Here is a 14,232-nt window from a genome sequence, read left to right as displayed (position 1 = left end):
TGCATACAATGGAAAATCGTCTTTCTCACGCCAATTTGGCGCTCGCATCAGCCGGTGTCCAAATTCCTCGGTACGATCGACGGAGTGTGACGCCCGGAATCGTGCATCTCGGTATCGGCAACTGGCACAGGGCCCATCAGGCAATCTATACGGATGATTGCCTGGCCGCGGGACAACTCGATTGGGGCGATTGCAGCCTGCTCCGGAGTTCGGACACGCGGGACGCGCTTGCTCCCCAAGATGGTTTGTACACAGTTGTCAGTCGTCAAGATGAACAGACGAGCCTTCGGATAGTCGGTTCTATCGGCCATATTCTTGTCGCACCGGCGGGCCCCGCTCAGCTGCTGGAGGCGCTTTTGGACCCGCGGATCAGGATCGTGACTTTGACAGTCACCGAGAAGGGCTACACGGTCATCTCGGGCGGCGGCTCCGGCCACGAGCCGGCCCATGCCGGTTTTGACGGTACGACGGCTTCACTGTTGCCCGCAGCCGCCCGGTAGTTTGTTCGCGTCTGCTTGGCGGGCCTGCGTCACGCCCCGCCGTCCAGTGGGCTATCGAGTTCGTGCCTTCAAGACGCGTTAACTAGAAGCTGAACGTCTGCACGACGCGGGTCGCGTCCCCACAGGTGGTGTAGCTCGGCGGTAGCGAAGCCGCTCGCGGGCGCGCCCTCGATAGCGCTGTAGCGAGCGAGCGGCTTTGCGGTGGTCATCGACAGTTCGCCGGTAAGGTCGGGTTGCTGACACCAACCTGATTCGAAGGAACCATCGATGACCGACGACATGATGAACCTGCGCGCGCTCGTGGAGAAGACTCCGGATTCCGATCTCTTGCGCGAGATGATCGGCTTTGCCGCCGAGCGGCTGATGGAGCTGGAGGTTGGCGCCGCCACCGGCGCCGCCTATGGCGAGAAGAGCCCGTTGCGCACGGCCCAGCGCAACGGCTATCGCGAGCGCGACTGGGACACGCGCGCCGGCACCGTCGAGCTGCGCATCCCCAAGCTCAGGAAGGGCTCCTACTTCCCCGGTTTCCTCGAACCGCGCCGCATGGCCGAGAAGGCGCTGACCGCCGTCATCCAGGAGGCCTACGTCCAGGGGATCTCGACCCGCTCGGTCGACGACCTGGTCAAGGCCATGGGCATGAGCGGCATCTCTAAAAAGCCAGGTCAGCCGGCTGTGCGAAGAGATCGACGGCAAGGTCAAAGCGTTCCTTGAAAGTCCCATCGAGGGCGACTGGCCATATCTGTGGATCGACGCCACCTACCTGAAGGTGCGCCGCGGCGGCCGCATCGTCTCGGTCGTCGTCATCATCGCTGTCGGCGTCAACGCGGACGGCCAGCGCGAGGTGCTGGGCATGGAGGTCGGCACGTCTGAGGCCGAGCCGATCTGGACGGAGTTCCTGCGCAAGCTGACCCGCCGTGGCCTGCGCGGCGTCAAGCTCGTCGTCTCCGATGCCCATGAAGGTATCAAGGCGGCCGTCACCAAGGTGCTGTGCGCGACATGGCAGAGGTGCCGCGTCCACTTCATGAGGAACGTGCTGGCCCATGCCGGCAAGAGCGGGCGCCGCGTCGTCTCCGCTTTCATCGCCACCGCCTTCGCCCAGGAAACGCCCGGGGCCGCAAGCACGCAATGGCGCGCCGTCGCCGACCAGATCCGGCCGAAGGTGCCGAAGCTGGCGACAATCATGGACGACGCCGAGTCCGACGTGCTTGCCTACATGACTTTCCCCAAGGAGCACCGCGCCAAGCTGCACTCGACCAACCCGATCGAGCGCCTCAACGGCGAGATCAAGCGGCGCACCGAGGTCGTCGGCATCTTCCCAAATGATGACGCCATCGTCCGCCTGGTTGGCGCGATCCTGCTCGAACAGAACGACGAATGGGCCGTGCAGCGCGCCAGATACATGACGCTGGAAACCATCAGCCAAATGAGCGATGATCCTTCTGATCAGCCTGCCAGCCGTGGCAGGCTGATCAGCCCGGCCCCATGCCGGAGAGCGCGGCGACCAAGCCGTCAGCTACACCACTCCCTGGGACACGATCACGACGCGTGCCTGACATTTAGTCAAGGAACGAACACTGTCCGGTTCTGTGTAGGTTTTCGGATGCCGTTCGGCGATAGAGATAGCTCTCGGAAAGGCCGAGGCGGCGGCACGACTGGACGGCTGGTGATGAATGAAGCACGGTGCTGTCGCAGATTGCACCCGTCGTCTTCACAACAGCACGCTCCCACGGCTTCAAGGTCCAGCGGTCGCCGAGTTCCAACCGCTTGCGGACCCATTGGGGTAGGATCTCGACGGCCGCCTTCAGAAGCGGCCGCTGAAGGGGTCGAGCAACTCCCGGCAAGGCGGGAACTTCTTCCATGATCTCCAGGAACTCCGACACGATCGGCGACGCGACGAGTCTTTGCCTCATCACGTCGAACAGCGCGTAAAGCTCGGCCTGAGACGTGGGCGCGCCGACCGCACCATAGAGAAGCGCCACGGGGCGAGCCTCAGCAAACATCGCGTCCCGTTCGAAAAAATGCAGACGATGCACATAGACGTGATAGGCCTCCATGAAACCAAACTCGGCCGTCGCTTGCACCCAGTCCAGCAGCTCCGGGTCGGTGGCGTGGTATGGCTCGCCTTCGCTGGTTCGACCCGAAACGCGCCCATGCATCCTGACCACATCTTCAATCATGGCCTTAGCCTTGGATCGGGGGCCGTAGACCGTGACCAAAGCAGCGAGGCCCGTACGCTGCAATCGTCGGAGCGCGAGGGAGCGGAAGCTGCTGTGCTGCCAAATGGCGTCGCGAACCCGCGGCTCTGCCAATTCGAGCAGCACCGCCGTTACCCCGCCGATGAACAGCGCAACAGGGTTCTTAAAAATGCGCCAGGACACCGAGTTGGGTGGTAACAGCGCCGGCTCGCCTTCCGGAGTCGAGAAGTCCATCTGAGATCCGAGCCGCTGGCGCATGAACGACTGGGCAAGAGTGTCCACACGACGCTCAAGCGGGCGAGGCAGAGAAATGATGCCCGAGTTGCGAAACATGGTACGCCTCGAACTACTGAGAATAGCAAGCGTTAGACCTGTGGCTAGCGGATGCAATATGCACGAACGTCTTTGGTCTTCCCGTCGTTCCAAATCATCCTCGCGCGAAGCCGATGAACCCTGCTTGATCTGCCCTGTTGCCAATGATGATGGAGCAAGGCTCGGGCGTGGTCATCCATGTCACCTCGATCCAGCGCGAGCTTCCGCCGCAGTCGGGCCTCGTCTGCCGATAGGAGAAGGCAAGATCTTGTGGCTTGACGACACCGGCATCGAGCATGAATCCGGCGATCGCGCCGCCCAGCCAGCCCGCTCCGATGCCGATCCTGGTCGAAGTGCTCATTTCCTTGCCTCCGTTCGACTGTCTCACGGTCAGAGCAATCCAGTTAGTTCGAGTGTCTGGTAGCCGGCCAAAAGCGTGATCAGAAATCCCACAAGCCGCAGGAGCGTCCTCTCCCGCAATGTCTTGACCATCCTTCCCGCCAGCGGCGCCGCTAAAACGCCTCCAACGATCAGTCCGGCAACAGATGTTAGGTCGCGGAATTCGCCGGCTTGCTCCCAATGGCCGGTTACAATCGTGGCGAGGAAGCTCAGCGACACTGAAAGTGCAATCAGGAACTCGCTCGCATTGACCGTGCCGATAACGAATCGCGGTTGTCCACCCGCGCCGAGTAGACCGGTGGTGGCAACAGGACCCCAGCCCCCACCGCCTGCGGCGTCCAGGAATCCGGCGGTTGCGCCCAACGGCGCCACGATTTTCAGCTTCACGGGGTTGGTGGGGATACGATGAAACGACCGATATAGTAACCAGCTCCCAATAACCGCCAGATATGCTGTAACGAATGGCTTGACCTGATCTCCGTCAAACGAAGTGAGTACGAAAGCGCCGAGCATACCGCCGCCGACACCAAAGGGGATCAGTCGCCAAAACAGTTTCCAATCGATGTTGCGATGATAAAGATGAGCCGATCCGGAAGCGGCGGTGGTGAACAATTCCGCAGCATGAACTGAAGCTGATGCTTGTGCCGGTGGCACCCCGAAGGTGAGGAGCACCGTCGAAGAGATCACGCCATAGGCCATCCCTAGAGCACCATCGACCGCCTGGGCCAGAAACCCGACGGCTGCGAACAGTAGGAACTCTTCCATGAGTGGCTCCGCGCATGAGTAGCGTCGCGCATAACGAAGCCTCACATGTGCAGTGGCACACCGAGGCTTTATAGCTCGACCAAGCTGCAGTCGTGATGCTCTTGGCACGCAGGAAACGGACCCATGCGTCGGCTTGTTCCGCGAAACTCAGCCCTTAGCGCGGGCCTAATAGCATAATGGCCGCAAGGCCCATGAATGACGCCAATCCCGCCCGGTTTGGTGGCAATGGCGATGACCTGGCTTCAGGGGCATTCCCGTTCTTGCGACAGGGGATAATAAGCAACCGAGAGTTCGGCATTTCTTGAATTGAAGGTCACTAGCAAGACGCTGACCTGACCTTCAACGTGCAATGTCGGCTTCTGGTGCACGTTGTCCTCCGAAATGTTGTGCGCCTGATCTCTAGTCGGACTAGCCGAGACTGAGACGAGCCAGCGCGTGGGTCCAAATCGCTCGGCGACGCCGCGACATCGTGCGGTGCGACCCATTAGTCCGGAACCGGAATTTATGACCTTAACCGGTCCTTCTTCAGCCTTATCATGAATGTCGCACATGCTTGTAAATCCGACATTGCGCTGGCGCTGTTCAGAGCGCTCCAGTTAGTTTGAGCGTCTGATAGCCGGGCAAGAGCGTGCTTAGAAATCCGACAAACGCAGGAGCGTCCTTTTCCTGCAATGTCTTGACCGTTTTGAGGGCGGCTAAGAGATCTTGGGCACTTCTAAGAGATTTGCTCGCAGCGGTTGGCGGTGCTAAACTTCAAAGCTGCCGCACTGATGTGTCCGATTGCGCCGCCTCCTGCCGCTGTTGATGTGTGTCTTCGGAGTGACGCAAAAAAGGCGGAGACCGGGATGATGAGCTTGACGCGCCGGGATGTGTTGATCGCCGGGAGTGCAGGGTTTGCCGGAGTCGCGCTCTTATCGCCGCAGAGCGCGCGTGCGAACGATGAAGCGCTGGATCTCGTCGAACAGTTCACCGGACGGACAGCCACGGTGTCGGATCGCCTTCACCTGATAATGCCGACATACTTCCCGACCGGCTATACCGTGCCCATGAGTCTTTACATCGACAGCCCCATGACTGAGGCCGACCATGTGAGGCAAATGCGCGTGTTCGCGCCGCGGAACCCGCTTATCGAAGTCGCCAGTTTCCATTTCGTCCCCCAACGCAGCCTGCCCCGCGTGTCGACCCGCATCCGCCTTGCCAAACCGCAGCATGTCATCGCTGTCGCCGAAATGAATGACGGCAATTTGCTGATGACCACGACGTGGGTCCGTGTCGCCACAGATGGCTGTGCCTGAGAACGGAGAGAGACAGTGACTACCGCAACACCACGCGTGATCGTGCCGAGCGCTGCGGCGAAGGGAGAGTTTTTTCAGGTCAAGACCATCATCAGCCATGAGATGGAAACAGGGCTGCGCCATGATGATCAAGGCAATGTAATCCCGCGCAAGATCATCAACAGGTTTGTCTGCCGCTACAACCAATCCGTGGTGTTCAGCGTCGATCTCCACGAGGCGATTTCGGCTAACCCGTTCTTCGAATTTTCCCTGCGCGCGACGGAGAGCGGCCGGCTCGATTTCGTATGGGAGGAGGACGGCGGTGCCGTCTACACGTTGTCGCACCGGCTCACGGTCGGTTGAGGTGGCGACGCAATCGAGCTGCGCGAGTTATGGCGTGACAAGTTGAGTGGGAGCGTGACCGGAAAACTCCGAAACAGACGGGTATTCAGCATGCGTCCCGTCGCGAGATCTGCGATTGCCACGGGCCTCGTGCTTCTCGTCAGCCAATCCGGCGCGGCGGCGGGGGCCGATCAAGGCGCTCAACTCGCCGCGACCTGTGCGTCCTGCCATCGCCTCGATGGCGGCGGCACAGGCATTCCCAGCATCATCCGGCTTGGTGAGGAGAGGCTCACCAACGCCCTGCTTGCCTACCGGGCGAGCGAGAGTCCAAATCACATCATGCACGCTATCGCGCTGTCGCTCAGCGACGAGGAGATCGCGAGCGTCGCGCGCTATGTCGCAGCGCAGGGAAAGTAGCGCGCCATGAAATTCTGGACGCGTCGCGAGTTCGGCCGCCTGACTGGAGCAGCGTTGCTAACGGCGCTCAACCAGCCGAAGGCGCGGGGCCAGGCCAAGGCGCGTGTCGTCGTGATCGGCGGCGGCATCGGCGGCGCAACGGTCGCCAGATATCTCGCCGTCAGCGCCACGGCTATCGAGGTGACCCTGGTCGAACCGCGACAGAGCTACACGACCTGCTTCTTCAGCAATCTCTATCTCGCCGGGCTCCGCCCGTTCAAATCGCTCAGTCATGGTTATGAAGCGCTGGCAAAACAATATGGCATCACCGTCATTCATGAGTCCGCTGAAGCGATTCACCCGGCGGCGAAAACCGTTGCGCTGAACAACGGTTCGAAGCTCAGCTACGACCGTCTCGTTGTTGCGCCAGGCATCGCATTCAGGGATCGGGCGCTTAGGGGCTATGACGAAGCTGCGATGGAGATCATGCCGCACGCCTGGAATGCAGGGCCGCAAACCAGCCTGTTGCGCCAGCAATTGGAAAGCATGGAGGACGGCGGCCTATTCGTCATCGTCGTCCCGCCGAATCCATTTCGCTGTCCGCCCGCCCCCTATGAGCGCGCTTCGCTCATCGCCTCCTATTTCCAGCGCAGCAAACCCAAGGCCAAAATTCTGATCCTCGATTCGAAAGACAGCTTCAACGCGCAGGACCTGTTCCAGGACGCTTGGAACCGCCACTATCCGGGAATGATCGAATGGCTACCGGCCCAGTTCACTGGCGGGGTCACGGCGATCGACGCGAAGACCCGGTCGGTGATCACCGAGGGAGCAACATTCAAGGCCGCGGTGGCCAATGTCATCCCGGCGCAAATGGCCGGGCGCTTGGTGCAGCAGGCAGGGCTCGCCAATCAGTCGGGCTGGTGTCCGGTCGATCCGGTCACCTTCGAATCGGCGCTGCAGCCCGGCGTCCATCTGGTCGGCGACGCGATCATCGGCGGGGATATGCCGAAATCCGCCTTCTGCGCCAACAGCCAGGCCAAAGCCTGCGCCTTTGCCATCGCGGCCGATCTCACCGGATCAGCGCGTTTCCCGGCGCATTTGTTCAACACCTGCTACACCTATCTCGCCCCCGACGATGCGTTCAGCAACGCCATCAGCTTCAAGCCCGTCGACGGAAAGCTCAAGAGCGTCATCAGCTTCGTCAGCAAGGTCGAGGAAAGCTCCGAGGTCCGCCGGCAGGCAGCGCGCGCGGCGGAAGGCTGGTACGACGCCTTCACGCACGACGTGTTTGGCTGAAACGAAACTCAACTCCGCTCGACGGCCGGGCCGGCCATTGCGGAAATGCCGGCACCATTCTGGGCGCGCTCCGCCTCGGCGCCGGATCGTTGCTCCGGGATCAGCGTTGCAACAGGATCGGGCAGCCGCTCCAGCCGCAGCGAATTCACCACCACGAGGATGCTCGAGCCGGCCATGACCGCCGCCGCAAGGATTGGCTGCAGAAGTCCGAATGCTGCGAACGTCAGGGCGACGAGATTGTAACCGAACGCCCACATAAGGTTGGTCAAGATGGTCCTGCGCACCGCGCGGGCCACGTCGACGATCCAGGGCAGCATCCACAATCCGTCCGCAGGCAGCACGAGCGCCGCAGTCTCGCGGGCGAGATCGGTGGCGGAGCCGACGGCAATACCGACATCTGCGGCGGCCAGAACTGGCCCGTCATTCAGTCCATCGCCGACCATTGCCACCGCATCGTGGTCATGGCGGAGCCGATCCAGGGCCAGCCGTTTGGCCTCCGGCGAAAGGCCCGCTTGGACGTCCTTGATCCCGACCAGGGCCGCGATCCGCTCCGCCGCTTGCGCCAAGTCGCCGGTCAACAGCGTGGCGTCGAGCCCGCGCTCACGCAGGGCCGCGATCGCGGCCTGCGCCTCGGGAAGCGGCGAATCATCGAGCGACAGCACGGCGTGAACCCGCTCGCCCCAACCGACATAGACCACCGAATGACCGCTCGCCTCCAGCGACCGCGCACGCTCGGCCAGCGACGGGGGAAGCGGCCAGCCCAGATCATTCATCAATCTGCCGTTCCCTGCCGCCACGGGCCGGCCTTCGGCGCTGCCGCGGATGCCACGGCCGGGAACCATCCGGACCTCGCGGGTGACGAGCGGCGTGATGCCCCGCTGAGCGGCGGCTGCCGCGATGGCCCGCGCCAGACCATGCTCGGAATGGCGCTCCAGACCGGCGGCGCGCGCCAGTACTTCGTCGATGCCGACCTCCTCGCGGTCGACGCCGACGAGACGCGCTTTGCCCGCCGTCAGAGTGCCGGTCTTGTCGAAGGCGAGCAACCGTACACGCGCCAGGGTCTCGAGCACGCCGGGGTCGCGGACGAGGCAGCCGTGCCGCGCCAGCCGGCCGATGCCGAGCGATATCGCCATCGGAGCAGCGAGGCCGACTGCACAAGGACAGGCAACCACCAGCACCGAGAGGCCAATCAGCAACGCCCGATCGAACGGCAATGACTGGGCCCAGTAAACGATCGTCAGCCCGCCGAGGGCGAGGACGAGCGGCACGGACACGCCAACGACGCGATCGGCAAGGCGCTGGGTTGGACTGCGACGGCCCAGCGCTTCGCGCACCGACCGGCAAATCCGTGCCCAGCGGGTTGCGGTTCCGTCACCGCTGCTTTGGATCAGGAGCGGGCCGTCGATATTGATACTGCCGGCAATCACCTTGGAGCCGGCGCGCTTTGTCACTTGCCGGCTTTCTCCGGTAATCACGGCTTCATCGGTGTTCGATTCCCCCTCGACAACCACGCCGTCGACCGGAATGCGCTCGCCTGGCCGGACCCGCACCAGCATGCCGGCCGTCACCTCCCGCACCGGACGGCGGATCTCTGCCGCGCCATCGACCGCGGTCGCGCTCTCGCTTTCTGCGGCCAGAAGAGGTTCGAGGTCGCGCGCCGCCCTGGCGCGGCCAACAGCCTCGAGATAGCGGCCAACTGTGAATAGCATCAGCACCATCACGGCGGTGTCGAAATAGACATGCGTGCTGCCCTCGAACACGGCAAATGCCGAATAGAGGTAAGCGGCAGCGACGCCAAGCACGATGAGTGCCGACGACGTCACTCGTCCCTGAATGCCATTGAGCCACATGTCGCGCAGATAGGGTCCGCCGAGAATCACCACCGCCGGCGTGGCGAAGATCCAGAGCAAAAAGTGAATCCACGGCAGCACGCCCGCATCGACGCCGGTGAACGCGTCCGAATAGAGGAGGAGGCTGAACATCATGATATTCATGGAGAGAAAGCCTCCGACGCCGAGCTGGATCAGAAGCCAGGCGGCTTCCCACTCTTCGTGTCTGCCGCTCTTCACCTGAAAGGCGATACAACAGCCGTAGCAGCAGAACGCGCAAGCCTCACCGTTGAGCCTGCGCTCCATCGGGCGCAGACCGACGGGGAGCGAACAATGGCTACAGAGGATATCGCCATGCGCAGTCATGCGGGATGCCCGCCCGGCCAGGCAAGGCCGATATGCGCGTCGGAAGGCAGGAGACCACGGCCGAGCGTGATGAGACCGAGCAAAAGAATAAAGCCACCAGCCAGCCGCACGCCGCGCCGCCGCCAGGCTGGCCCGAGTATCCGGCCAACGCCGCCCATCATCAACATCGCGGGGAAGGTTCCCAGTCCGAACGATGCCATGACGAGAAACCCGGGAAGCGCTCCGGCGGTGCTCGCCGCCTGAGCGGCGAAGGCATAGACCAAGGGACATGGCAGGAAGCCGTTGAAAACGCCAAAGGCGAGGGGTGCGGCGCTGCTCCGGGCCGTCAACAGACCGCGCAGGGACAATGCAAATGTGCTGCCGCCAAATCCGATCGCAAGGCGATGAAAGACCTGCAGCAAGCCGAAGAACTGCAACGCCATGGCAATCATGAGCAGGCCAGCGACGATCGCGAGAATTCGTTGGGCGATGTCGAGGGAGCCGTTCAAGAGCGGCGCCGCCGTTAGCCCTTGCGTGGTGCAGATGACCTGACCGATCGCGCCCGCGAGCCCGCCCAGAAAGCAATAGGTTGTCAATCGGCCGGTATTATAGAGCAGGTGGCGAAGGACGGTTGCGCCTCCCCCTCGCTGATCGCGGCCCAGCGCGCAGGCAAAGCCGCCGCACATGCCGATGCAATGAAAGCTGCCTGCAAATCCAGCGGCGAAGATCACGAGGTAGTACATCATTGGCGTTTGCGCAGTGGCGCGGACGCGGCGCTATTGCCGCACAAGATACAAAAGAAAGAGGATAAAGCCGACGGTGCAGCCGCCATAGATGAGGAAGCCAAGCATCTGCGGCAAGCCGGCGTCAGCAAGCTTGAAGACGGTATCATGTAGCATCCGCTGCTCCTATGTCAGCCGAAATAAAGACGAAGCACGTTTATCGCCAGCTCGAAGCACAGGAAAAGGAGGTTCAATGCGGCGACCCCAAGGAGAATTTTGGCTATCATCGTCTCCATCACTCCTGTCTTACTGGCCCTTGCGACCGCCTACTTAGAACAGACGGCCGGGCCCGAGCCCGCCCCAATAAACATACATGTAGTACAGCCCCCAGGCGAACAGCAGCACGTAGACGACGAGAAGCCATAGCGGAATGAATCCCACACGCGCCTGTATCAGGCCGCCGGCATAGTCCTCCAGTTCAGGGTGCGAGCTTTGACGCACATCCAGTTCCGGATGCGTCGGGCTCTCCGGATCGCTGCTCTGCAGATCGCTCATTCTCCATTTCCCTTTCAAAAAACCCGTTGGCGGCTTTATCGGTGCCGCTCAACGCGCCGGATAGGACGCCCCAGATGAACAAGAACAGGGCCGCCAGGCTCATCAGCATGGCGCCCGCATAGGGTCCGGTGACTTCAAAACCGAGCATGCGCTAACCTCCGGTGGGCGCCTGTTCCTCGCCAGGCGGAGCTGGCGGGCCGGACGCCGGCACCGACGGATCGGGCACATAGGCTCGCTCCGGCTTGTCAGCGACCAGTTTCAGATCGTTCAGCGCCGCGCGGGTCTCCTTCTTGATCGACAGCGGCTGCAGCGAGAGCGGGTCTTTATAGGCGGAAAGCGCCACCACGAAATAGGAAAGCGCCCACCGGTCCTCGTCCGGAAAGGCATCCCGATAGGACGGCATCGGCGTGCCGCTGAGGCCGGTAGTTATCGTCCGGAAGATGTCTTCGACGGCCGGGCCAGACTTGAACTGGCCGCTGGTGAGGTCGGCCGGCACGGTGGCGAACCCGATATCATCCTTAAGGCCCGCCGCCTTCTCGCCGTCGCCCTTGCCAGCTTGGCCGTGGCACTCCCAGCACTTCGCCACCTGCCAAACCTCCTTGCCACGGTCCAGCATCGTCTGGGACGGGGTCGGCGGGCGCCCGATATACAACGGTGGGCCAGGCGGTTCCTCGACGAAGAAAGCGTAAGGACTGGCGGGATTGGAACGGTCAACCGCTAGCTCATACTTAATGTACTGGATCACCGCCAGGCGATCGTTGAGCGGCAGTTCGTACCAAGGGGGCATTGCCGTGCCGCGGATGCCGCGAGTAATGGTGCGCAGCATGTCGCCGTCCGTGGGCAGGGGCTCCTTTGTCAATCTGAACTTGAAGACTGCGGACGTGAAATTCCTGGGCCGCTGGTTAAACATAAAGGTGGCGGCCGGCCCGTTGCCGTCGCCTTTGGCACCGTGGCAACCGATGCAGCGGCGCTCATAGACTTCCTTGCCATAAGCAATCCATTCCTCGGAGCGCGGCATCGTCGCATCCATGACCTCCAGGCTTTGCGGCTCGAAAAGATCGCGCCATTTACCCCGGTTCGTGCCGAGCTTCTGGACGTAGGAAACAAGCGCCGCCAGCGATTCCGTCTCCGCCGCGATGCTGACGGTTTCGCCTGTGTATTCGTCGTTCGGCGTCAGGATGATCGGCTTTCTTTCGCGCGCCTTCAGCGGCACGAACAGCAACCCGTACGCATTGGGCGTCAGCTGGATCGCTTGCTTGCTGTCGAAGTCGAACAGGCCTTTGGTGACCTCTGTCCTTTCCAGGGTCCGATTGCCAGCGCCGTCGTCAACGATACGGACGGCTGCATCGGGCTCGTGGAAGAGGCCGCGATACGGCGCCATTATCGAGTCCGGCACCAGCATCCGCGGATTGTAGAAGTGCGCCAGGTGCCATTCGTCGCTGTATTTCAGGCCGACGCGCGTCAGGTCCGGTCCGATCCGGCGTGTGCCTAACAGGTGCGGCACGTCATAGGCGTATTCGCCCGCCTCGCTGACCGGTCCCCAGCGGCGGATCTCGCCGGTCACCGGCCGCACGAATTGCGAATGGCAGTACCAGCAGCCTTCGCGCAGGTAAATGTTGCGGCCGCGACGCTGCTGCTCGGTGTAGTCCGTCGCTTCTGAAACCGTCCATTTCAGCTGGCCGAAATCCGTGCGCACCACCGAGGTCACGCGCGTAGTTCGCGAGGACGGCTCCACGAAGGGCAGCACGCCCTGCGTGATCACCGCAAGGGTGATGCAGAAGACGCCGGCGAACAGCGCGAAGAAGCGAACGTTCACTGCGCGGGCCCTCCCGCCGGGGCCGGGATAGGCGCCTCCACCGGCCCGCGGGCGCGTCGCGCCTCAGCCGCCGGGCTGGTCAGTGCGGTCAGCATCAGATTCACCACCAGCAGCGACATACCGATATCCATGCTGATGCCTGCCAGGGTCCGCGCCAGCCAGTAGGGCTTCACCCAGACGAGCGAGTCGAGCCATTCGACCCCATTCATCCATTGATAACCCTGCTGCAGCCCGCCGGCTGTGAGGACCAGGCCCATGGTCGTGATGCCGACGGTGATCAGCCAGAACGACCAGTTGCCGAGCTTGAAGGACCAGAGTTCGCGCCCGAACAGCCGCGGCCAAGTATAGAGGAGGCCCCCCATCGCCCAGACGACGAAGGTGCCGAACACGGTGAGATGCGAATGCGAGATGACGAAATCGGTGAAATGGGTCGGCTGCTGCAGCTGCCGCAGCGCCTCGGTCGAGCCCTGGAAGCAGCCGACGAGATACATGAGCGAGCCCATGATCAGGAACTTCGCCGGCAAGTTCCTGCCGAACTCATGCCACCTGCCCATCATGGTGCCGAAGAAGTTCACCAGCACCGTCCACACCGGAATGATCAGCAGCATCGACGTGACGACGGCCAAGGTCTCGGCCCAGTCCGCGATCGGGCTGTAGAGGTAATGGTGGATGCCGACGAACGGGTAGAACAGTGCCAGGGACCAGAAGCCTACCAGCGAGAGCTTATGGGCATAGAGCGGATTTCGCGCGCTGACCGGCAGGAAATAGTAGATGATCACGTAGCCCGCGGGCGTTATCCACAGCCCGACGATGTAGTGGAGATAGAGGCCATGGAAGGCGGCGCTGTTGATGCCCGAGATCGTGTATGGCAGGATGAAGCTTCCAAGCACGAAGTTCATCGTCGTCCACACGAAAGTGGCGATCAGGTACCATAGCGCGACATAGATCGCCGGCTCCAGCCTTCGACTGATCGTGATCAGGAACTGCGCGGTAGCAACAGCCACCACGATGAAGAATGCGACCTTCGCGTAGAGCGGAAGCTCTCCGGCTTCCAAACCGTCACTGTCGCCGAGCAGCAAGCCGACCAAACCGGCAAGCGTTGCGACGTTCCAGACCCATGCGAGAAGAACCGACCACTCCGACCATATCACCCGCACCCCCGACAGACGCGGCACGAGATAGTAGCAAAGGCCGATGAAAAGCGTCGAGAAGGCGCCGAAGATGACACCGTTGACGTGGACCGGGCGCAGCCGGCCGAAGGTGAGCTCGAGGTTCCCCGATCCGAGATAGTCGGGGTAGTTGAAGGTGCCCGAGATCATGACGCCGACGGATGGCGTCACCATCAGCCAGAACATGCCGAAATAAAGCCAGGTCCGCACGACCCGTTTGTCGACCAGCGCATCCAGGTCCACATTCGCGAACTTGCCGCGCAGCTCCATCGCAGTCTCTGCCAACGCATGGCCCTCCCCGCGCGGTTCAAGGGCCG

12 protein-coding genes and 3 pseudogenes are annotated in these 14,232 nt (G+C 62.3%); 7 read left to right on the top strand and 8 right to left on the bottom strand.

The annotated features are described in order from the left end of the window. Window positions 1-8: 8 nt before the first annotated feature. Window positions 9-407: pseudogene (locus tag X760_RS52065) on the top strand (mannitol dehydrogenase family protein); the annotation flags it as partial. 360 nt (window positions 408-767) lie between these two features. After that, window positions 768-1,969: pseudogene (locus X760_RS52060) on the top strand (IS256 family transposase). A gap of 87 nt (window positions 1,970-2,056) precedes the next feature. Here X760_RS52060 and X760_RS52055 read toward each other — a convergent pair. From X760_RS52055 to X760_RS52045, 3 genes and pseudogenes are all read right to left on the bottom strand, one after another. Beyond that, on the bottom strand, window positions 2,057-3,028 hold the full coding sequence (locus X760_RS52055) for an oxygenase MpaB family protein (RefSeq protein WP_023718682.1): 972 nt from the start codon (window positions 3,026-3,028) through the stop codon (window positions 2,057-2,059). Between the two features lie 226 nt (window positions 3,029-3,254). Further along, window positions 3,255-3,368 (bottom strand): annotated as a pseudogene (locus tag X760_RS76255) (pyrroline-5-carboxylate reductase); the annotation flags it as partial. A 29-nt stretch (window positions 3,369-3,397) separates the two neighbouring features. After that, window positions 3,398-4,171, bottom strand: a complete 774-nt coding sequence (locus X760_RS52045; protein ID WP_023718680.1) for a sulfite exporter TauE/SafE family protein — start codon at window positions 4,169-4,171, stop codon at window positions 3,398-3,400. Window positions 4,172-5,016: 845 nt separating this feature from the next. Here X760_RS52045 and X760_RS52040 point away from each other — a divergent pair. The 4 genes from X760_RS52040 to X760_RS52025 all read left to right on the top strand — a co-directional run bounded on the left by X760_RS52040 (window position 5,017) and on the right by X760_RS52025 (window position 7,479). Next, entirely contained in the window at window positions 5,017-5,466 is a 450-nt protein-coding gene (locus X760_RS52040) for a thiosulfate oxidation carrier protein SoxY (RefSeq protein ID WP_023718679.1), read from the top strand. A 39-nt stretch (window positions 5,467-5,505) separates the two neighbouring features. Beyond that, window positions 5,506-5,808, top strand: coding sequence for a thiosulfate oxidation carrier complex protein SoxZ (gene soxZ / locus X760_RS52035; protein WP_084642623.1), 303 nt, complete (start codon window positions 5,506-5,508; stop codon window positions 5,806-5,808). A gap of 90 nt (window positions 5,809-5,898) precedes the next feature. Beyond that, a complete protein-coding gene (locus X760_RS52030) occupies window positions 5,899-6,204 on the top strand; it encodes a c-type cytochrome (RefSeq protein WP_023718677.1) in 306 nt (101 codons plus the stop codon). A gap of 6 nt (window positions 6,205-6,210) precedes the next feature. Then, a complete protein-coding gene (locus X760_RS52025; RefSeq protein WP_023718676.1) occupies window positions 6,211-7,479 on the top strand; it encodes an NAD(P)/FAD-dependent oxidoreductase in 1,269 nt (422 codons plus the stop codon). A gap of 8 nt (window positions 7,480-7,487) precedes the next feature. Here the strand turns inward: X760_RS52025 and X760_RS52020 are convergent, their stop codons facing one another. Continuing rightward, on the bottom strand, window positions 7,488-9,614 hold the full coding sequence (locus X760_RS52020; RefSeq protein ID WP_023718675.1) for a cation-translocating P-type ATPase: 2,127 nt from the start codon (window positions 9,612-9,614) through the stop codon (window positions 7,488-7,490). Between the two features lie 56 nt (window positions 9,615-9,670). After that, a complete protein-coding gene (locus tag X760_RS52015) occupies window positions 9,671-10,399 on the bottom strand; it encodes a sulfite exporter TauE/SafE family protein (RefSeq protein ID WP_031193909.1) in 729 nt (242 codons plus the stop codon). On the opposite strand from X760_RS52015, the gene X760_RS77660 reads away from it, so the two are divergent. Then, window positions 10,349-10,549, top strand: a complete 201-nt coding sequence (locus X760_RS77660) for a hypothetical protein (RefSeq protein WP_210164495.1) — start codon at window positions 10,349-10,351, stop codon at window positions 10,547-10,549. The genes X760_RS52015 and X760_RS77660 overlap by 51 nt on opposite strands. Before the next feature lie 156 nt (window positions 10,550-10,705). On the opposite strand, the gene X760_RS52000 is transcribed toward X760_RS77660, so the two are convergent. The 3 genes from X760_RS52000 to X760_RS51990 form a co-directional block, all read right to left on the bottom strand. Beyond that, entirely contained in the window at window positions 10,706-10,930 is a 225-nt protein-coding gene (locus X760_RS52000) for a hypothetical protein (protein WP_023718671.1), read from the bottom strand. A gap of 151 nt (window positions 10,931-11,081) precedes the next feature. Continuing rightward, entirely contained in the window at window positions 11,082-12,746 is a 1,665-nt protein-coding gene (locus X760_RS51995) for a cbb3-type cytochrome c oxidase subunit II (RefSeq protein ID WP_023718670.1), read from the bottom strand. Further along, complete coding sequence (locus X760_RS51990) at window positions 12,743-14,185, bottom strand: cbb3-type cytochrome c oxidase subunit I (protein ID WP_023718669.1); 1,443 nt, start codon at window positions 14,183-14,185, stop codon at window positions 12,743-12,745. The genes X760_RS51995 and X760_RS51990 overlap by 4 nt, the downstream gene beginning before the upstream one ends. Window positions 14,186-14,232: the final 47 nt, after the last annotated feature.

The sequence above is a fragment of the Mesorhizobium sp. LSHC420B00 genome, assembly GCF_000503055.1.
Lineage (GTDB): Bacteria > Pseudomonadota > Alphaproteobacteria > Rhizobiales > Rhizobiaceae > Mesorhizobium.
This window is presented reverse-complemented; position numbering and strand designations above follow the sequence as displayed.

Coding starts and splice junctions, on each gene's coding strand:
- X760_RS52055 (WP_023718682.1), bottom strand. CDS start 3,028: ATGTTTCGCAACTCGGGCATCATTTCTCTGCCTCGCCCGCTTGAGCGT.
- X760_RS52045 (WP_023718680.1), bottom strand. CDS start 4,171: ATGGAAGAGTTCCTACTGTTCGCAGCCGTCGGGTTTCTGGCCCAGGCG.
- X760_RS52040 (WP_023718679.1), top strand. CDS start 5,017: ATGATGAGCTTGACGCGCCGGGATGTGTTGATCGCCGGGAGTGCAGGG.
- X760_RS52030 (WP_023718677.1), top strand. CDS start 5,899: ATGCGTCCCGTCGCGAGATCTGCGATTGCCACGGGCCTCGTGCTTCTC.
- X760_RS52025 (WP_023718676.1), top strand. CDS start 6,211: ATGAAATTCTGGACGCGTCGCGAGTTCGGCCGCCTGACTGGAGCAGCG.
- X760_RS52020 (WP_023718675.1), bottom strand. CDS start 9,614: ATGGAGCGCAGGCTCAACGGTGAGGCTTGCGCGTTCTGCTGCTACGGC.
- X760_RS77660 (WP_210164495.1), top strand. CDS start 10,349: ATGAAAGCTGCCTGCAAATCCAGCGGCGAAGATCACGAGGTAGTACAT.
- X760_RS52015 (WP_031193909.1), bottom strand. CDS start 10,399: ATGATGTACTACCTCGTGATCTTCGCCGCTGGATTTGCAGGCAGCTTT.
- X760_RS52000 (WP_023718671.1), bottom strand. CDS start 10,930: ATGAGCGATCTGCAGAGCAGCGATCCGGAGAGCCCGACGCATCCGGAA.
- X760_RS51990 (WP_023718669.1), bottom strand. CDS start 14,185: ATGGAGCTGCGCGGCAAGTTCGCGAATGTGGACCTGGATGCGCTGGTC.